Genomic DNA, 15,212 nt, shown 5'->3' with positions numbered 1-15,212 from the left:
ACATCGGCTTAGCTAAAAAATTTATGAACATCTGTTGATACTGAAAGGGTATCCTGATAGCCAAGTTCAATTAATTCTTGTGTAAATTCCTTTTCAAATAACAGGAAACTTAATAAGTCACCGGAATGGTCTTTTGCTCCCAGTATATTGAGTAAAAATCGGAGTAAGGCAGGCATATTATTATATTGCGACTGGGCTACCTGTGAAATATCCATGCTTGGTCTTAAGTGCAGCGTATCAATAGGGCGCCAGGGGGAGCGACGTTTCTTCCACATGGATAACAGGCGGGCGATATCATTCATACGGTTGACCATTTCGATGTCGCGATCAAGATTATCGAGAAACAAGCCATTCAGCATACCGCCTAAAATGCGGGCAAACCCGATGTCGCCATTTTTTAAATGCTCAGGATTAGCAAAAACGGGTAACTGACGTGTTCCAAGGATCAGTATTTTTTCCATTTGAAAGCGAATTGCGCCTCGCAGAGGGGCTACTAATCCCATACTGCCGTCACCGTAGTGAAAGCCATCAAGCCCAACAGTAGGAAAAAAAAGCGGGAGTGCGCTGGAAGCCAGAATATGTTCCATCGTCAAGTCCGCTCTTTGGCTGGCATGGCGGGGATAATGCCAATCAATAAACCCAGGCGCCTCGTAATGTTGGTAAAAGGAGATGGTTTGCTGCGTTTCATAACATTGACTGATAACTTCCATCGCTTCCAGCTGCTGACTGGCAATATTGGACTGGAGAAGATTAAAGTCGATGTTCTCAGTAATAAATTCCCTTAAAGGGGTTGTGTCCAGGAGATGGCCTGACTGCCGTTGCCTGATAATCAGGTGACTCATATTGCGCAATACGGATTTACTCAATTCATAATTGCTGGCGTTAAAAATTTGCTGGCAGGAAATTGCACTCCACATTCCCTCAAGCTTTTCAACGGCGGCAGGAAAATCATGGGCGTTTTCAGCCAATACGGCGGCATTGATGCTGCCTACACTGACCCCGCTGATCATTGCGAAGGGAAGCTGCTTCACCTGTAAAATATGGCTAATGGCTTTCAGGACACCTGCCTGATAGGCACCTCGTGCACCGCCACCCGCCAAATAAAGGCCTCTTTTAATCATAACTGCTTATTTTTTTAAGATTATAGAAATATAGTTGACACAGGATGAGTCTGGCAAGCAATAGTAATTGTCAGAGTCAAAATAATAATAACAATAAATTTTTAAATAGTCTTAAAAATAATAAAACGGACAAGCCGAGTATGGGAAGAAATGCCTCCAACCGCTGGAAATTTACAGGTTTTATTTATTGGCATGAAGCTTGTTAATATTTTGCTAAGCCTGCGTTTGTTATATTTACAGTATAAAGATAAAGGTGGTGGATATGGGCGATCAAACAGCGAAATTTAAATCCTTATTGGCAACCAGTAAAGAGGTTGATGATGGATTAATTTTTGAAGGGCAAGAGATTAGAAAACAGCGTCTTTTGCAAGGACTTCAGAGCATGCAGCAAAAGCCGGATTTTAAGCCACAGCCACTTTCTGAAAATTCGGTATTTCTTGCATTACTCAATAAGGTCCCCCTGTTGTCAGGATTTTTGCGTAATATTGACAACTCAGGAAAATCGTTAAGTAAGCTGGCGATTGTTCATGGACATGTGACCCATGCAACAAAAGTAGCCGGCAGTGGATTTCAGTGGGGTTCGCTGGGGCTTGCCATTATCGATTTTGTCCGGATACCGATAATCTATCTTGCCGCCTCCCTGCTTCGTTCAGAAGGACAGAAGTCTCCTATTACCCTCTCCCGAAATGCCAGGCTGTTGTACTCTTCTGTCTTGCTGGGATTAACGATTACCGCAATTGCTGTGCCCGCATTAGCCGCTCCAATCGCGGTGGTTGCTGCAAGCCTTGGTTTTGCAACCAGTGTATTTTTATTGGGCAAGCATTTTTATGATCGCGCCCAACTTAAAAAAGCATTAAATAAAATCCCGGCAGAGATCGCTGATAAAGAAGCCGAGCTGACTGATTTGCAAGTGAAGGCTGCCGGATTAGAGAGGACAATTAAAGAAGGGAATGCAAATTTTAACGAGATGGAAACTGAGTTTAAGGATTTGGAACAACGCTTTAGGGCCAAAGCAAAGGAAATCCAGGAACTTTATGATAAGCAGTTACATCTGCAGCAAAAGCTCGAAAAAATGAATTCTGGCAAGGTTGCCGATAGATGCATGGCTATCGGCTTATCCGCACTTGCAGTCATTGGTGTCGGTTTGGCGTTGGCTTTTCCGCCGATTGGTTTGGGAATAGTGGCTGGCTCGGCTGTGTTAGGTGGAGCCTATGTCATTGGCCGGTTGGCATTGCCGCTAGTTAGTAAATTTGCGGGATGGTTGAAGACGACGCTTTTTAAGGACCCTGATAAGGTCCAGGAGTCGGCTAAAGACGAGGTTAAGGAGAAACTGGAAGCAGGGCCAGTGCTTGATAATACTATGAAAGTGGCTCACGTCCATGAGACAACAACCGATTTGTCCAGGGTGTTTACTTCCGACGACATAAACGCGGCAGTAAAGGCTTTGTCTGAGCAAATTGCAGAGAGTCAGTCCATAGAGCAGTTTATAGAGCAAATTGGTAAGCGATTCTCAGCAATCAAACCCGAAAACTTACAGGGTATTGTAAATTGCTTTAAGGATATAGCTGCTTATGCCAAAGAGCATCAATTGAATGCCGAGGATTTACAGGGCTTTTTGGAGATGGATAAAGTAAAACCGGGTTTGGCATTACTTCAACGTGCTATAACCGAGACAGGCTTTTCTCCTGAGGAGCAAAAAGAAATCCTTGATTATTCTCCCCTGGCGGAGGCATTAGAAAAACAGGGAGTAGATTTCAAGCCACTTAAGTCAAGCCCTACAGGCTCTTCTTTCCCTGCCATGAGCAGTAAAAAGGAAGAGGAAGAGGAAGAAGGAGAAAATGAGGGTCGCATGCCGAAGATTAATTAACGCAATTATCGATAAAATTCATTAGGGCATGTCCTCAAATAAAGCCTATTTTTTAAGCAATTTGCTGCATATATAAAGCTCATTAAGTTATCTAACTTTTTAGTTTGCATGTCATTCCCGCGCAGGCGGGAATCTATACCCTTGCGTAACCCCTTACGTTGCTACGAAGATGGATCCCCGCCTGCGCGGGGATGACAAAGAGTGCTCAGAGGACACGCCCTAGCTTCAGGAATCGACTACGGTCTTGATGAAGGTGTCTGAAGACATGGCCGTGGACACGGTAATTAGACACACTAAAAACCCCTTATCAGACAATAACGGATTTGTCAGCAATTAAAACAGTGGTTCCCCAGCCGATTGCATTTAATTTTAAAGTGGTATAGCGTTAATTATCACCTTCGAGAAAGAAGAGGAAAAATGCTTGCATTGTTTCGTCTGCAACCTCGGGCTTTTTACATGATTTTCATGCTGGAAATCTGGGAGCGCTTTGGTTTCTATACAGCGCAAGGCATTTTAACCCTCTATTTCATCCGTTTTTTAGGATTTGACGATAGTTCTGCTTATTTTACCTTTGGTGCTTTTTCTGCCCTGGTTTATGGAATGGTGGCAGCGGGGGGCTATCTTGGTGATAACCTGCTAGGAACCAAACGCTCAATTATTTTAGGGCTGATTGTTCTTGCCCTCGGTTACCTGTTCCTTGCCCTTGCTGCCAGGGAACAGGTATTTTGGGCCTTAGGGCTTGTATGTGTTGGCAATGGGATATTCAAGGCAAATCCATCGAATTTGCTGTCGAAGTGCTACGGCAAAAATGATTCGCGGTTGCACGGCGGCTTTACCCTCTATTACATGGCAATTAACTTAGGGTCGACAGCGGCTCTGTTCATTGGTCCTGCCTTATCCAGCCGCTATGGTTATTTCTATGCTTATTTCATGAGCTTTATTGGCTTGAGTCTTGGGCTTTTTAACTACTGGCTGCAGCGGCGGCATGTCGCAAGCATCAGTACCGAAGCAGATAAACGAAAAATTGCATTCTGGCAATGGGGGTTAATTTTGCTTGGGATCGTTATCGCTACCGCAATTTCTGCTTTTTTATTGCAACATGTGATAATAGCCAAGAATCTGATTTGGCTAATTGCCGCCCTGGTTGCCGGCATGTATTTTATTTACATGCGCAAAGAAGATAAGGCTTCCTTCAAGAGAATGTTGGTAGCCTTTGTATTGATGCTTGAAGCCATCGTATTTTTTACCCTTTATCAACAAATGCCTACTTCTTTAAATTTATTTGCAGTAAATAATGTGGTGCCCAGTTTATTTGGCATACCCATTGATCCGCAAAGTTTTCAGGCCCTTAATCCCTTATGGATTATAAGCATGAGTCCGGTATTGGCTTTTGTTTATGGAAAACTCCACGAGCGTGGCAGGGCTTTCCCAATCCCTCATAAATTTGCTGCGGGCATGTGTTGCTGCGGCATCAGTTTCACATTACTTTATTTTGCCAGATATCTACATGACGGAACGGGTATGGTTTCCTACTGGTGGCTGGTGGCAAGCTATTTTTTTCAAAGCACGGGCGAATTGCTGGTTTCAGCTTTAGGGGTTGCTATGGTTGCTGAGCTGGTACCCAATAAAATTACCGGGTTTGTCATGGGCATGTGGTTCTTAACTCCTGCGGTGGCTGGTTTTTTGGGTGCCTCCGTTGCTTCATTGACAGCCCTGCCTACACACCTTAATCCTGGTATCGATTCATTGATGATCTATACCAGGGTCTTTGCTTATATTGGTTTAATTACCTTGGCGATTGGTGTATTGATGTGGCTAACCTCTCCTTACTTAAACCGTTATATAGAGGGGATTAAAAGGGTATAACCACTCAATATGGCTGCTTCATATGCGTCTGATTTCCATGCAATTTGTACCACCTGGTTTGCCAATCCGATATCCTCTGGTAAGCAAGACAAAGGAATTTTTTTCCAGCAACCCCAAATGCAGGAGGTGCTCAAGGACTTTCTCATTCACCATATCTGATTCCAGCTGATGGTAGTCAAGAAAGATGGGGAAGACATTATTAACCAGACTTAATTTGCCCACTGTTTGAGGATTGGCTGTGATGGCATAAATGGGCACAGTACTGTGATGGCGAGACATCCATATGGCGGTGGCGCCTGACTCGGTAAGTGCCACAATGGCTTTAATAGGAAAATGGTTGGCGGTATGCATGGTCGCCATGGCAATAGCATGATCAGCACGCTGATAATGGCAACTTTCATGGGCCACATGATAGAAGAAACCGGCATGTTTTTCAGTGCTTCGACAAATTTTATCCACCATATCGATTACTTTTACGGGAAAATTACCAGTTGCGGTTTCGGCAGAAAGCATTACCGCATCAGTCCCATCCAAAATGGCATTGGCCACGTCGGATACTTCAGCCCGTGTAGGCTGTGGTTGATAAATCATCGATTCCATCATCTGGGTGGCAGTAATTACTACCTTATCCAGGCGTCTGCTTTGCTCAATGATCCGTTTTTGAATGGCGGGTACTTCCGCAGCACCGATTTCCACCCCCAGATCGCCGCGGGCAACCATCACCGCATCGGTTGCATTAATGATTTCGGTTAAATGTTGTAAGGCTTCTGTGCGCTCTATTTTAGCAATAATTGGGATAGCTTCTGCATTAAGCTCGCGCAATAGCGCTCTGGCTTCGTCAATATCCCGGGTATCCCTGACAAAAGACAGTGAGAGGTAGTCAACACCCAGTTCTACAGCAGTTTTTAAGTCTTGCTTGTCTTTCTCCGTCAATGCCCTGGCAGCCAGGCCGCCTCCTTTACGGTTCAGACCCTTATTATTATGCAGGGTACCGCCTTCAATAACCAGACAATGAATCAGGGGAGGGTTTATTTCGGTAACTTCAAGTTCAATCAGACCGTCGTCAAGTAACAGATGATCACCTGCTTTTAATTCATAACACAGGTTGTGATAAGCCACAGAAACAGAGGTTTCATCTCCCGGCAAATGACTTTCGCAGTCCAGGGTAAACGATTGGCCATTGAGCAAATTAATTTTATCTGCTTTAAAGCGGCCAATTCGCAGTTTAGGTCCTTGCAAGTCAGCCATCACCGCCAATGGGCGGTTAAGCTCCCTTGCTATGTCCCTGGCCTGGGCAACAAGCGGCATCAGGTTATCGCTGACATGCGAGAAATTGATCCTTAATACATCTACACCGGCTGCAAGCAGGGCGCGAAGCACCCCATGTTCACTGCAGGCTGGTCCTAAAGTTGCAATAATTTTAGTCCGACGCATTGGCACGCTCTTCCAAAATGGCGACAGCAGGCAAGGTTTTTCCTTCAAGGAATTCTAAAAATGCGCCCCCGCCGGTAGAAATATAGGAAATTTGTTGATTTAAGTCATATTGATCAATCGCAGCCAGTGTATCACCCCCGCCAGCAATTGAAAATGCTTCACTGTTGGCGATAGCAATCGCCAATGCCCGTGTACCATAAGCAAATTGGGGAAATTCAAAAACTCCGACAGGCCCATTCCATATAATGGTATTTGCCTTATCTATAATTTCAATGTAATTGCTGACTGTATCAGGGCCTATATCCATAATCATGTCATCGGGGGCTATGCTGGCTAATGACTTATTAAATGCAGGACAGCTGTCAGAAAATGATTTACCAACAACGGCATCCGTTGGTAAAGGAATATGGCAACCTGCTGCTGCAGCTGATTCCAAAATGCTGCGGGCTTCGGCAATTAAATCTTCCTCATATAAAGACACACCAATTTCATAACCTTGTGCCTTGAGAAAGGTATTGGCAATACCGCCGCCAGGGATAAGATAATCTACTTTATGAATCAACTGCCTGAGCAAGGTTAATTTAGTGGATACTTTTGCACCGCCAACAATTGCCACGATAGGCTTTTCCGGTTTTTTTAAAGCTTGTTCCAACGCTTCAAGCTCATTAACTAAAAGAGGGCCGGCTGCAACGATGGGTGCGTATTTTGCGACACCATAAGTGGAGGCTTGAGCGCGATGTGCGGTGCCAAAAGCATCCATAACGAATATATCGCATAATTGAGCCAGTCTTTTAGCCAATGCCGCATCATCCGCTTTTTCGCCCACATTAAAACGGACATTTTCACAAATAACCAGTTCGCCGGGGTTAACATCCACGCCATCCAGATAGTCACTGACAAAGCGCACCGGATAATCCAGATGTGCTGCCAAATAATCAGCAATCGGCTGCAAGGAGAAGCGCTTGTCAAATTTTCCTTCTTCTGGTCTGCCCAGATGAGAGAGCACCATTACCGCTGCATTCTCATCCAGCGCGGCCTGTAGAGTGGGTAACGCTGCCTGCAAACGCTGCTCACTGGTAATAATGCCCTCTTTGATGGGAACATTTAAATCTTCACGAATCAGCACCCGCTTGCCGCTGAGGCTGATTTCGTTCATTTTAGTCAAGTTCATCAATTTACCACCCTTAAAGGTTCATCATATAGCAGGCCGTATCCAGCATGCGGTTGGAAAAGCCCCATTCATTATCATACCAGGCAACAACCTTGACCAAGGTGCCCAGAACTTTTGTTTGGGTGGTGTCAAAAACAGCTGAAGCAGGGTAATGATTAAAATCACAGGAAACCAAAGGTTCTTCGCTAATGTGTAAAATGTCGTTCTTTGCTTTGCGCATGATCTCATTCACTTCCGCTGCAGTTGTTTCACGTTTGGCGGTAAACGTCAAATCCACTACAGAAACATTCAAGGTAGGTACCCGCATGGCAAAACCATCCAGTTTCCCTGCCAGTTCAGGTAATACAAGCCCAACAGCGACTGCAGCGCCTGTTTTAGTAGGTATAATCGACTGGGTGGCTGAACGTGCACGGCGTAAATCACTATGGCTGCCGTCTAGCAGCATTTGATCCTTGGTGTATGCGTGCACCGTATTGACCAGGCCATATTCTATGCCAAGCGCTTCATGTAATGGTTTTACTATCGGAGCCAGGCAATTGGTGGTGCATGAGGCATTGGAAACAATCCTGTCTGTATCACGCAGGGTTTGGTGGTTTACACCGTAGACAATTGTTGCGTCCGTGTCTTTTCCGGGTGCCGAGATTAATACCTTTTTAGCACCGGCAGTCAGGTGCTTCATTGCTGCATCACGGCTGGTGAAATAACCTGTACATTCAAGAACGATATCTACTTCCAATTCCTGCCAGGGAAGTGCTTCAGGATTCCGTTCAGCGGTGACCCGGATAGGGTTTCCATCAATGATCAGATTATTTCCTTCAATTTGTACATCACTGTCAAAGCGTCCGTGAGTAGAATCATAACGAGTCAGATGGGCAATTGTTTCTATCGCTGCCAGGTCATTAATTGCCACGACCTGGAGTTCATTCTGCCGTTTATACTCATAAATGGCACGTAAAATACAACGGCCTATGCGGCCATAACCATTTATTGCGACGCGTATTGTCATATTACTTCTCCGAATTGCTGTCACTTAGGTGGTGAACCAGTTTAAAGTAGTGTCTTCAACGTGGAAACTATGTTTTCAACGGTAATTCCTAACTCATCAAAAGCATCAGCTGCCGGTGCTGAAACACCAAAGCGGTCAATGCCGATAACCTTGCCTTCCAGGCCGACGAAACGATACCAGTAGCCAGTAGCCGCTGCCTCAATAGCAATACGCTTGCGAATGGATGAGGGCAGTACCTGTTCCTGATAAGCAGGATCTGCGGCAAGAAAGCGTTCGCAGCAGGGCATAGAGACGACGCGGATTTGTTGCCCCAGTGCTTTCATCCGCTCTGCTGCGGTTAAGGCCAACTGAACTTCCGAACCTGTGGCCAGTAAAATCGCATCCGGCGTTCCCTGACAATCCTGAAGAATATAACCGCCTTTTTGGATCAGATCGGCATGGTTGGCCGCATGGGCTAATGCAGGCAAATTTTGCCGCGATAACAGCAACGCTGATGGGCCTGTATGGTGTTCAAGAGCCTGTTGCCAGGCAACCGCGGTTTCCATTAAATCGGCGGGCCGCCAGACTTGCATATCAGGGGTCATCCTTAACATGGCAGCATGCTCTATGGGTTGATGGGTAGGCCCATCTTCACCAAGGCCGATTGAATCATGGGTCAATACATAGATAATCCGTTGATGCATTAACGCACCCAGGCGTATGGCATTTCTGGCATAATCAGAAAAAACTAAAAAGGTGCCGCCATAAGGGATAATTCCCCCATGTAAAGCCAAGCCATTCATAATGGCCGCCATCGCAAACTCACGCACCCCATAAAAAAGATAATTACCGCAAGAGTCATTGGCAGTAATGGCTTTACTGCCAGACCAGTCAGTATTATTGGAGCCTGTTAAATCAGCAGAGCCCCCCAACATTTCGGGTAAAAATTTGGCAAAATACCCTATGCATTGCTGGGAGCTTTTGCGAGTTGCCTGCGCTTTATCATTTAAGCGGCACTGTTCAATAAATGCTGTTGATAATTCATCCCAGTTATCGGGCAAGTCGCCGTTAATGCGGCGTAAAAATTCATGGTAATCCTGCTGGTGCTGCAGCTGATAACTATGACAACAGGCTAACCAGGAGGTTTCTTCATATTGTCCTTGTTCTACATGGTTCCAGGCGGCATAGAGGGAATCAGGTATTTCAAAGGGGGGGTATGGCCAGTTAAATGCTTCCCTCGCTTTAGCAATCCCTTCAGCGCCCAAAGGTGCGCCATGTGCTTTTTCACTTCCGGCAACCGGGGAACCATAACCGATGACTGTTTTACAAATAATCAAACTGGGTCTTTTTTCTTCTTCGCGAGCCAGTGCTATGGCTTTTTCAATCGCCTGGGGATCATGGCCGTCAATTGGTCCAATGACCTGCCAATGGTAACCTTTGAAACGCGTTGCCGTGTCATCGGTAAACCACTGTTCTACCTTGCCGTCAATGGAAATGCCATTATCATCATAAAAGACAATCAGCTTGCCAAGCCCTAAAGTCCCGGCAAGAGAACAGGCTTCATGCGAGATTCCTTCCATCAGACAGCCATCACCAGCAAAAGCATAGGTATGATGGTTAACCAGCTCAAGTCCAGGCCGGTTAAATTGGCTTGCGAGGACTTTTTCGGCAATGGCCATTCCTACTGCATTGGCAAGCCCCTGGCCCAGTGGCCCGGTTGTTGTTTCAACACCGGGTGTATCGCCGTATTCAGGATGTCCTGGCGTTTTAGAGTGCAATTGACGGAAACGTTTTAATTCCTCAATGCTCAAGTCATAACCTGTCAGATGAAGGAGGGAGTAAAGCAACATGGAACCGTGGCCGTTCGATAATACGAATCGATCGCGATCGAACCACCTGGGGTTTTTCGGGTTATGTTTTAAAAATTTTTTCCACAATACTGTGGCGATATCTGCCATGCCTAAAGGCATTCCGGGGTGGCCTGATTGAGCCTGTTCTACGGCGTCAATACTTAAGAAACGGATGGCATTGGCTAATTCGTTGGAAAAACTCATGCGTTCTCTTTTCTGCTATCATCAGGGGGACTATTGTCGCTCAGAAGCTTCTAATCAGCAAGTTGGCTTTCTGTTAATTTCTACTGTCCTCTGTTTATTATTGTAGCATTACTCAGATCACCTTGAGTAACTTGTTGATAATGAACTGACAAGCTTTGTTTCCCCGCCTTTTGTTTATTAAGTTTCTTCAGTTTAAAAATACTTGCCCATGACAAGAAATAACTTTTACTTTTTGTTTATATTTTGAGATTATTGAACGTTTTGAATTATATTCATCATTGTATGACAGCGGTTTTACAACGATTAAACTATCAGATGAGCTGTTTGCCTATAGACCCTTATGAGGTTACTTCCTCATGGGAGTTTAGTGAATATCTCGCAAAGCAGCAAACAACCTCGTTTCAGCCTTTTATTGAGGCACATGCGCTGCTTGCTTTGGAATACAGTATCCTTTGCAGCCAATTGGCACATGATTTTACAGACCTGGCCGCAAAGGATACTCTGACTGCCGAGAGAGTCGAAGATTGTGTCAAGTCTTTAGTTACGGCCTTGCTTTTGGCCGAGTTGTTAACTCATCTCTACCGCTATTATTTAAACGTGCCTCGAGAAGTCTGTCGCTTGGAAAAAGAGCAGGCGCTTTATCGGTTGTTTCTGCAAAATTGCGGTTATCAATTCCCACAGACAGGAAAGGTGATTGCCAGAACGGATGCCGGTTCCTATACGCGCAAGGTCAGGGATGTCACGGCTGCTTTGAATTTGCCAAGACAGCTTGCAGGCAGGGTAAGACGCTTGTTAATAACCTTGGTTCCTGTTGCCAAAAATTTCAGCTATTTTTGCCGTTTTGTCGCTTTCATCGACCCCTGGGCTGCGCCTGTCCTTGGTTATATCGCCTGGGTATTTTATATACCAAGGTTTTTAGTGAATGTCGCCCTTTTTTTAAAGCATATTTTACCTGGTTTCGGGCTCGCCAAGGAAAAAGAATTGCCTCTTTGGATTCGTGTCAAGACTCAGTTAGAGCGTCGCTGGTTTGAATTAGGAAATGATTCACTCTGGCTGGCAGGAGGATTACTTAATTGCTTTATTTTGACAGGAACCCTTGCGCCTGTCGGCTTGTATCTGACCGTTGCCCTTTTTCTTTTTGATGCAGCCTGGGCGGGTTTAAGGGCATTTGTCGAATTGAGACGCTTGTCTAACCTGCAAGCGCAATACGATGAGATACAAAGGACAACCGGGAGTGTTGATAATCCATCACAGATGGAGGGAGGCATTCAATATCAGGCGCATCTGCAACAGCGGATTGAGTTTGAACGAAAACGACTGCTGCTCAGTGTGTTTAATACCGCTGCTTTGTTTTTAGCCATGTGTCTGGCCATTCCGGCGCTTGCCGTTAATCCGATTATTCCTTTGATAGGAGCAATTCTGCTGGTTGCTATCACGTTCATCAACTATGCTGCTGGTAAATGGGTGGAGAAGCAAAGGCCCTCTGATAAGTTGCCGGATTTAAATGAGGGGCGATATTCGCAGCTGGCTTCACGCTTTGGCATCTTCAAACCGGCAGAACCGCTTGAGTCAGCAGAGACGACAAGCTCCATGACAGAGTCGCCTTTGGTGCCAATGGAGCCTTTTTGCAAGGAGATTGATTTTAATTTCCCTTCTGTTATTCCTGTTAATGCCTGACTTTCATGGAGCTCCAGTTGATTCAATGTTATTCTCTGTAAAACAGGGCTATTTGAATAATACCGCTGTGATCTATTATTTTCGTTGAGGAACTTATGTCTACAAGGTTACCACTATTTAGCACCATTGATCCGAGTGATTTTGCCAGCCGTTTGCAAATATTACTTGAGGAAAATTTAGCTCAGATAAAAACTATTCTTGAAAAAGAGCAGGAGTTTACCTGGGATAACCTGATGCAACCGCTGGAAGATATGGATGACACACTGGAACGGTTTTGGTCGCCGTTATCCCATTTACACGCAGTAGTGAATTCCCAGGCTTTGCGGGCGTGTTATCAAGCCTGCTTGCCGCAATTGTCTGCTTACGAAGCTGCGATTGGCCATAATCAAACACTGTATGAGGCAATCAATTCGTTGGACAGAGGGATGCTCAATGAGGTGCAGCAAAAAATTGTAGACGATACGCTCCGTGACTTTAAGTTATCAGGCGTGGCGTTATCCAAGGAAAAAAAAATACGTTTTGAAGCCATTCAAACCCGACTCTCTGCTTTATCCAATCAGTTTGAAAATAATGTCCTCGATGCTACCCAGGCATTCAGTATCCACATTACCGATGAAAAACGTCTTGAGGGAATCCCTGAACATGCGTTGCATACCGCACGCGAACTGGCAGAGGAAAAGGGGGTGTCCGGCTGGTTGTTTAATCTTGAATTCCCAAGTTATCTTGCTGTAATCAGCTATGCCAATGACCGCGCTTTAAGGGAAGAACTTTACCATGCTTATGTGACCCGTGCTTCCGATAAAGGGCCGAGCGCTGGTCAATTTGATAATACGGAAATCATTGGGGAAATGCTGGCTTTAAGGCATGAAAAAGCAAACCTGTTAGGGTTTAATAATTATGCCGAATTATCTCTGGCCACTAAAATGGCAGAATCAACTGGCCATGTGCTTGATTTTTTAACTGACCTGGCATCCAAAGCCCGTCAGCAGGCAGAGACTGAGTTTCAAAAATTAAAACAATTTGCCACAGAGAATTATCATCTTGATGAAATCGCGCCTTGGGATCTTGCTTACTTATCAGAGAAAAAGAGACAGGCTCGTTATGCTATTTCACAGGAAGATTTACGTCCCTATTTCCCACTGACTAAAGTAATGCATGGCTTGTTTGCTATCGTGCATAAACTTTACGGCATGAGATTGGAAGAAATAAAAAATGTTGATGTCTGGCATCCCGATGTCAAATGTTATCAGCTTGCTGATGAAAAAGGACAGGCCCGCGGTTATATCTATGTGGATTTATTTGCCAGGCCTCACAAACGTGGCGGGGCATGGATGGACTCTTGCCAAAGTCGAAGGAAAAGAACCAATGGCGCTATCCAGTCACCCATCGCGACATTAACCTGTAATTTTGCCAAGCCCGCGGCCAATAAAGAAGCAACCCTGTCTCATGATGAAGTGCTGACGTTATTCCATGAATTTGGGCATTGTCTGCACCATGTTTTAACGCAGGTGGATTATTTAAGCGCTTCTGGAATCAATGGCGTAGAGTGGGATGCCGTTGAATTGCCAAGTCAGTTCTTTGAAAACTGGTGTTGGGAGCAGGCGGCACTGGATTTGTTAGCAGAGCATGTGGATACCGGAGAACTTTTACCTGCTCCATTATATGAGAAATTGTTGGCTGCTAAAAATTTCCAGTCGGCGATGGCGATGATGCGCCAACTGGAGTTTTCTTTATTTGATTTTCGCATCCATCAGGAATTTGTCCCTGATGAGGCTGATTTTGTACCAAGGATTTTAGCGGAGGTCCGCCAGCGGACAACAGTTATTCCAGCTGTGCCTTATAATCGCTTCCAGCACAGTTTTTCCCATATTTTTGGCGGAGGTTATGCCGCTGGCTATTACAGCTATAAGTGGGCGGAGGTGCTTTCCAGCGATGCTTTTTCTCGCTTTGAAGAAGAGGGAATATTTAATGAATCAACCGGACGTGATTTCCTCCATTGTATTCTCGAAGTCGGTGGTTCTAAGAAAGCTTCCGATGCCTATGAATCGTTTAGAGGACGAGCGGCAACGGTTGATGCCTTGTTGCGGCACAATGGCATTATTCAGTAACATTGTTATCTGCCCAGTTATAATACTGGGCAGATAAAATAAAAAATTAATCCGATATCCTGTTAGCTGCGGATTTATGTTATAATAAAAAGGTAACAAGGGGGCGACCTGGCTTCGACGCGGGTTGCGAAACCTGAGGGGCATGCCGAGAAGGAGCACTCTCGTAAATCAGTCTCACTAAATATAAATGCAAATGATGAAAACTTTGCAGGTGAAGCTATCGCTGCGTAAGCTTTGATAGTGTAACCGCACCGTGCGCTGCCATAAAACCAGCGCCCCGTTGACCGAGCCCGCTTATCGGTATCGACTCAACGGTCATAAGAGATAAGCTCGCATCTTAGCCCGTCCCGAGTTAAGGTGTTAAACTAAGGGAATCGCCGTGTTCTATCCTGCCTGTCGGAGAGGCCACGGTTAATTTAAAAGACAAGGCTACGCATGTAGAACCGATGGCAGAGGATTTGCGGACGCGGGTTCGATTCCCGCCGCCTCCACCATATAACTTGTTGATTTATCAATATTTTTACCGCCTTCATTTGATCCGCGGGGTCCCAGCGGGTTTATTTCACCAAAAAATGCACCCCAATTGTTTAAGGGTTTATATCCAAGTTTAAGAGAATTATCAGGTATCCATTTACCATAAGTTTTCATAACCATTTCTGTATCAACGTGCCCCATCTGACTCGCAACCCACATAATGTTTTCTCCAGCTGATAACATCATAGATGCGAATGTATGACGAGTTTGGTAAGGGTTTCGATAGCGAACGCCTGCGCGTTCAAGCGCATAGATCCATGCCGTTCTTCTGATTTGATGATCTGTTTCCCAAGCTTTATTAGGGCATGTTTTTAAAGTTTCAGCCACAATATAATACTTACTAAAGTTAGTGCTCCCAGAAACATGGCAGCAGTTTTATCATAACGTGTAGCAAT

Annotated in this window: 9 protein-coding genes, 1 other RNA gene and 1 pseudogene; 5 read left to right on the top strand and 6 right to left on the bottom strand. The window is 45.1% G+C overall.

Annotation, left to right across the window (positions count from 1 at the left end; all coding sequences use genetic code 11):
- Positions 1 to 8 precede the first annotated feature (8 nt).
- Positions 9 to 1,121: a patatin-like phospholipase family protein gene (locus E1O65_RS03010; RefSeq protein WP_133132120.1), complete on the bottom strand. Its 1,113-nt coding sequence runs from the start codon at positions 1,119 to 1,121 to the stop codon at positions 9 to 11.
- A 262-nt stretch (positions 1,122 to 1,383) separates the two neighbouring features.
- Between E1O65_RS03010 and E1O65_RS03005 the strand changes: the two genes are divergently transcribed.
- Positions 1,384 to 2,988 carry a hypothetical protein gene (locus E1O65_RS03005; protein WP_133132119.1) on the top strand — a complete coding sequence of 535 codons (1,605 nt, stop codon included), beginning with the start codon at positions 1,384 to 1,386 and terminating at the stop codon, positions 2,986 to 2,988.
- Positions 2,989 to 3,405: 417 nt separating this feature from the next.
- Positions 3,406 to 4,854 (top strand): oligopeptide:H+ symporter, encoded by a 1,449-nt coding sequence (locus tag E1O65_RS03000; RefSeq protein ID WP_133132118.1) that lies wholly within the window; start codon positions 3,406 to 3,408, stop codon positions 4,852 to 4,854.
- An 18-nt stretch (positions 4,855 to 4,872) separates the two neighbouring features.
- Here E1O65_RS03000 and pyk read toward each other — a convergent pair whose 3' ends face one another.
- The 4 genes from pyk to tkt are packed head-to-tail and all read right to left on the bottom strand — an operon-like array spanning position 4,873 to position 10,498.
- Complete coding sequence (gene pyk, locus E1O65_RS02995; protein ID WP_133132117.1) at positions 4,873 to 6,288, bottom strand: pyruvate kinase; 1,416 nt, start codon at positions 6,286 to 6,288, stop codon at positions 4,873 to 4,875.
- The gene (locus E1O65_RS02990; protein ID WP_133132116.1) at positions 6,275 to 7,459 is read right to left on the bottom strand and encodes a phosphoglycerate kinase; all 1,185 of its coding nucleotides are present in this window, start codon (positions 7,457 to 7,459) and stop codon (positions 6,275 to 6,277) included. The genes pyk and E1O65_RS02990 overlap by 14 nt, the downstream gene beginning before the upstream one ends.
- Positions 7,460 to 7,472: 13 nt before the next feature.
- Entirely contained in the window at positions 7,473 to 8,465 is a 993-nt protein-coding gene (gap, locus tag E1O65_RS02985) for a type I glyceraldehyde-3-phosphate dehydrogenase (RefSeq protein ID WP_133132115.1), read from the bottom strand.
- 41 nt (positions 8,466 to 8,506) lie between these two features.
- A complete protein-coding gene (gene tkt / locus E1O65_RS02980) occupies positions 8,507 to 10,498 on the bottom strand; it encodes a transketolase (RefSeq protein WP_133132114.1) in 1,992 nt (663 codons plus the stop codon).
- A gap of 252 nt (positions 10,499 to 10,750) precedes the next feature.
- Between tkt and E1O65_RS02975 the strand changes: the two genes are divergently transcribed.
- The 3 genes from E1O65_RS02975 (at position 10,751) to ssrA (ending at position 14,777) form a co-directional block, all read left to right on the top strand.
- Positions 10,751 to 12,175: a hypothetical protein gene (locus E1O65_RS02975; protein ID WP_133132113.1), complete on the top strand. Its 1,425-nt coding sequence runs from the start codon at positions 10,751 to 10,753 to the stop codon at positions 12,173 to 12,175.
- A gap of 95 nt (positions 12,176 to 12,270) precedes the next feature.
- The gene (locus E1O65_RS02970; protein WP_133132112.1) at positions 12,271 to 14,283 is read left to right on the top strand and encodes a M3 family metallopeptidase; all 2,013 of its coding nucleotides are present in this window, start codon (positions 12,271 to 12,273) and stop codon (positions 14,281 to 14,283) included.
- Between the two features lie 99 nt (positions 14,284 to 14,382).
- Positions 14,383 to 14,777: a transfer-messenger RNA gene (ssrA, locus tag E1O65_RS02965) on the top strand.
- 154 nt (positions 14,778 to 14,931) lie between these two features.
- Here the strand turns inward: ssrA and E1O65_RS02960 are convergent.
- A pseudogene (locus E1O65_RS02960) lies at positions 14,932 to 15,144 on the bottom strand (tyrosine-type recombinase/integrase); the annotation flags it as partial.
- Positions 15,145 to 15,212 lie beyond the last annotated feature (68 nt).

The sequence above is a fragment of the Legionella sp. W10-070 genome, from assembly GCF_900640175.1.
Classification (GTDB): domain Bacteria; phylum Pseudomonadota; class Gammaproteobacteria; order Legionellales; family Legionellaceae; genus Tatlockia.
Note: the sequence above shows the minus strand (reverse complement) of the source record. Positions and strands in the feature narration are given on the sequence as shown.

Coding starts and splice junctions, on each gene's coding strand:
- E1O65_RS02990 (WP_133132116.1), bottom strand. CDS start 7,459: ATGAACTTGACTAAAATGAACGAAATCAGCCTCAGCGGCAAGCGGGTG.
- E1O65_RS03000 (WP_133132118.1), top strand. CDS start 3,406: ATGCTTGCATTGTTTCGTCTGCAACCTCGGGCTTTTTACATGATTTTC.
- E1O65_RS03010 (WP_133132120.1), bottom strand. CDS start 1,121: ATGATTAAAAGAGGCCTTTATTTGGCGGGTGGCGGTGCACGAGGTGCC.
- tkt (WP_133132114.1), bottom strand. CDS start 10,498: ATGAGTTTTTCCAACGAATTAGCCAATGCCATCCGTTTCTTAAGTATT.
- pyk (WP_133132117.1), bottom strand. CDS start 6,288: ATGCGTCGGACTAAAATTATTGCAACTTTAGGACCAGCCTGCAGTGAA.
- E1O65_RS03005 (WP_133132119.1), top strand. CDS start 1,384: ATGGGCGATCAAACAGCGAAATTTAAATCCTTATTGGCAACCAGTAAA.
- E1O65_RS02970 (WP_133132112.1), top strand. CDS start 12,271: ATGTCTACAAGGTTACCACTATTTAGCACCATTGATCCGAGTGATTTT.
- gap (WP_133132115.1), bottom strand. CDS start 8,465: ATGACAATACGCGTCGCAATAAATGGTTATGGCCGCATAGGCCGTTGT.